The organism is Acidovorax sp. KPB24-03 (assembly GCF_057546605.1).
The window spans coordinates 1-4241 of record NZ_BAAJYR010000307.1; the positions used below are offsets into that span (position 1 = coordinate 1).

2 protein-coding genes and 1 pseudogene are annotated in these 4241 nt (G+C 70.4%); 2 read left to right on the forward strand and 1 reads right to left on the reverse strand.

What is annotated here, in order from left to right; genetic code table 11:
* Both AC27KI_RS19750 and AC27KI_RS19755 read left to right on the forward strand, forming a co-directional pair.
* Nucleotides 1-854 (forward strand): efflux RND transporter periplasmic adaptor subunit (locus AC27KI_RS19750; protein WP_487115405.1); only part of this gene is annotated, 854 nt, incomplete at its 5' end.
* Complete coding sequence (locus AC27KI_RS19755) at nt 851-3961, forward strand: efflux RND transporter permease subunit (RefSeq protein ID WP_487115407.1); 3111 nt, start codon at nt 851-853, stop codon at nt 3959-3961. The genes AC27KI_RS19750 and AC27KI_RS19755, both read left to right, overlap by 4 nt.
* Before the next feature lie 82 nt (nt 3962-4043).
* Here AC27KI_RS19755 and AC27KI_RS19760 read toward each other — a convergent pair.
* Nucleotides 4044-4241, reverse strand: a pseudogene (locus tag AC27KI_RS19760) (methyl-accepting chemotaxis protein); the annotation flags it as partial.

The window sequence follows — 4241 nt, forward strand, 5'->3', positions numbered from 1 at the left end:
GACACGGCCAAGGCCCGCGCCCGACCAGTCGTTCGCCCAGCAGGGCCCTGCGCCGCCAGCGGGAACTGTTCGAAGCCGGCATCGTGGCCCGCAAGGACCTGGAGCAGGCCGAGGCCGACGCCGCGCGCGCCCAGGCCGAAGTGGCCCGTGCCGCCGCGCGCACCAGTCTCTACGGCGGCGGCAACGCCGTGAACCAGCAGCTCGCGCTCACGGCCGGCATGGCGGGCGTGGTGGTGGAGCGCAACCTCAATCCCGGCCAGGAGGTGCGGCCCGACCAGTCCGGCCCCGGCAACCCGGCGCTGTTCGTGGTGACCGACCCCGCCTCGCTGTGGGTGCAGATCGACGCGCGCGAGGGCGACCTGGCCTCGCTGCGCCCCGGCGACAGCTTCACGCTGCAGGTACCCGCCTACCCCGAGGCCACCTTCACCGGCCGCGTGACCGCCGCAGCCGACGCGATCGACCCCGGCACGCGCACGCTCAAGGTGCGCGGCGTGGTGCCCAATGCCGACCGGCGCCTGAAGGCCGAGATGCTGGCCACCGTGCACGTGCAGGAAAGCCGCGAGAGTGGGGTCGTCATCCCCGCCGCCGCCGTCACCTTGAATGGCACGCAGCACACCGTGTACGTGCAGCGCGAGCCCGGCGTGTTCGAGCCGCGCAAGGTGGTGCTGGGCTACGAAGGCCCGCGCGAGGTGGTCGTCTCCCGCGGGCTGGAAGCCGGCGAGAAGGTGGTGGCCGAGAACGTGCTGCTGCTGGCCCGCCAGTTCCAGGCCGCCGAGGAAGACGCGCCCGCACCGGTACCCGGCGCGCCCGCCAGCCCGGCGGGCGGCAAGGCGGAAGGGACGGCCAAACCATGAGGCGCCTCATCCACTACGCGCTGCACCAGCCGCTGTTCATCGTGCTGGGCACGGTGCTGTTCGCCCTGGCGGGATTCATCTCGTTCAAGAACCTGTCCGTCGAGGCCTTTCCCGACGTCACGGACACCCAGGTGACGGTGATCGCCCTGTACCCGGGCCGAGCGCCCGAGGAAGTCGAAAAGCAGGTCACCCTGCCCATCGAGACGGCCCTGGCGGGCCTGCCCAATTCGATCCGCGTGTTCTCGCACACGCAGTTCGGCCTCTCGTTCAGCGTGGTCACATACGACGACGCGGCCAACACCAACATCGTGCGCCAGCAGGTGGCCGAGCGGCTGTCCAGCATCGACCTGCCGCCCGGCGTGCAGGCCGAGATCGCGCCCAACGCCACGCCGGTGGGCGAGATCATGCGCTACCGCCTCAAGGGCGACGGCCTGTCGACCACCGACATCCGCACCGTGGAGGACTGGACGGTGGAGCGCGCGCTGCGCCAGGTGCCCGGCGTGGCCGACGTCGTGGCCATGGGCGGCTCGATCAAGCAGTACGAAGTGCAGCCCGACATGGACCGGCTGCGCGCGTACAAGGTCACGTTCCAGAACCTGCTGGACGCGCTGGGCCGGGGCAACGCCAACGCCGGCGGCAGCTACGTGGCGCAAGGCGCGCAGCAGTACACCATCCGCGGGCTGGGCCTGCTGCGCTCGGCCGACGACATCGGCCGCATCGTGGTGGCCTCGCGCAACGGCACGCCCGTGCTGATCCGCGACATCGGCCAGGTCAAGATCGGCGCCGTGCCGCGCCTGGGCGTGGTCGGCCAGGACCTGGACGACGACGTGGTCACCGGCATCGTCGTGATGCGCAAGGGCGAGAACCCGAGCGTGGTGCTCAAGGGCGTGAAGGACCGCATCGCCGAACTGAACGCGCGCGGCCTGCCGCCGGGCGTGCAGATCGTGCTGTTCTACGACCGCACCTGGCTCATGGACAAGACGCTTACCACCGTGTTCCACAACCTCGTGGAAGGCGCGCTGCTGGTGGCGCTGGTGCTGTACATCTTCCTGTCCAACCTGCGCGCCAGCCTGGCCGTGGTGGTGGTCATTCCGCTGGCCCTGCTCTCGACCTTCATGGGCCTCAAGATCATGGGCGTGCCGGCCAACCTGCTGAGCCTGGGCGCCATGGACTTCGGCATCATCGTGGACGGCGCGGTGATCGTGATCGAGAACATCATGCACCGCCTGGCCGAGCGCGGCGAGGACATGGACGACCGCGACCGGCGCGACACCATCATCGAGGCCGCCGGCGAAGTGGGCCGGCCCACGCTGTTTTCGATGCTCATCATCATCGCGGCGCATATCCCCATCTTCGCGCTGCAGCGCCACGAAGGCCGCATCTTCCAGCCCATGGCGCTGTCGGTCTCGGCCGCGCTCGTCGGCTCGCTGATCTTCTCGCTCACCCTGGTGCCGCTGCTGGCCTACTGGATGCTGCGCAGGAAGCTGCCGCACGGCGACAACCGCGTGGTCACCTTCGCCAAGCGCGCCTACGCCCCGGTGCTGGACTGGGCCCTGGCCCGCCGCCGCACGGTGGTGGTGATCGCGCTGGCCGTGTTCGGCCTGGCGCTGGTGGCCGCCTCGCGCCTGGGCTCGGAGTTCCTGCCCGAGCTGGACGAGGGCACCACCTGGGTCAACTTCACCCTCTCGCCCAACGTCTCCACCGACGAGGCGGCGCGCGTGCTGCGCATGGCCCGCAAGGCCCTGCTGAGCGTGCCCGAGGTGCGCACCACGGTCTCCAAGGCCGGCCAGCCCGAGGACGGCACCGACCCCAAGACCATCTCCATGGCCGAGATCTTCGTGGACGTGAAGCCCGAGGACCAATGGCGCCCCGGCATGACGCGCGAGAAGATCACCGAGGAGATGGGCCGCGCGCTGTCGGCCATCCCCGGCATCGACCCCGCGTTCTCGCAGCCCATCCGCGACAACGTGCTGGAGTCGATCTCGCAGATCAAGGGCCAGATCGTCATCAAGCTCGCGGGCGACGACCTGGTGGAGATGAAGCGCATCACCGACGAGATCGCACGCGAGATCAAGCAGGTGCAGGGCGTGGCCCGCGCCGAGATCGACCGCGACGGCCAGGTGCCGCAGCTGCTGCTGGACATCGACCGCGACCGCGCCGCGCGCTACGGCCTGAACGTGGGCGACATCCAGGACGTGATCGAGGCCGCCCTCGCCGGCAAGGCCGCCACCAGCCTGTGGGAGGGCGAGCGCAAGTTCGCCGTGGCCGTGCGCCTGCCCAAGGACGAACGCGTGATCTCCAACCTGCCGCGCACCCCCATCGCCACGCCCGACGGCGGCTACGTGCAGCTGGGCGACGTGGTGCACATTCGCGAGGGCACGGGCGCCATGAACATCGCCCGCGAGGCCGGGCGCCGCACCACGGCCATCGGCATCTTCATCGCGGGCCGCGACATGGGCTCGGTGGTGGCCGACATGAAGGCCCGCGTGGAAAAGAACGTCAAGATCCCGTCCAACTACCAGGTCAACTGGTCGGGCGAGTTCGAGAACCAGGAGCGCGCGATGAAGCGCCTGTCGGTGGTGGTGCCCATCTCGCTGCTGCTGATCTTCGTGCTGCTGTTCGACGCCTTCAAGTCGTTCAAGATGGCCTCGCTGATCCTCATCAACGTGCCGCTGGCGCTCATCGGCGGGTTCATCGCGCTGTGGGTGTTCGGCATCCCGCTGTCGGTGTCGGCCGCCATCGGCTTCATCGCGCTGTCGGGCCAGGCGGTGCTCAACGGGGTGGTGATGCTCTCGGTGTTCCAGCAGCTGCAGTCGGGCGGCATGGCCGTGGTCGATGCCGTGCGCCAGGGCTCCATGCAGCGCCTGCGCACCGTGCTGATGACCGCCATGCTCGCCATGCTGGGCCTGTTGCCCATGGCCCTGTCGCACGAGATCGGCTCGGAGACGCAGCGGCCCCTGGCCATCGTGGTGATCGGCGGGCTGGTGACGGCGACGCTGCTGACGCTGGTGGTGCTGCCGGCGCTGTATGTGGCGTGGTTCGGGCCGCGCAAGGGCCGTGCCGATGAACCCTCGCCCGGCGGCGAGCCCCCCAGGGCGTTGACCTGAGAGCCCCCGGCCGCGCCGGCACGGCGCTGGCCGGGGAGGCTGGGGAACAGGAGGGGCCGGGAGGACCGGCCCTCCCGCCGGGTCAACCCCCGGTGAGCTGCGGCCGCACCAGGCCGCTGGAGGCAGGCAGGCCCTGCAGCGCCGCATCAGCGTGCACCGAGGCGTAGGCCTGCCCGTCGGCCAGATGGAACTGCTGCACCACCTGCGACAGGCGCGCGGCCTGCTCGCGCAGCGATTCGGCGGCGGCGGCGGATTGCTCCACCAGCGCGGCGTTCTGCTG

Bases quoted from the DNA above. Each gene is read 5' to 3' on its own strand.
- AC27KI_RS19755 (WP_487115407.1), top strand. From the start codon at position 851: ATGAGGCGCCTCATCCACTACGCGCTGCACCAGCCGCTGTTCATCGTG.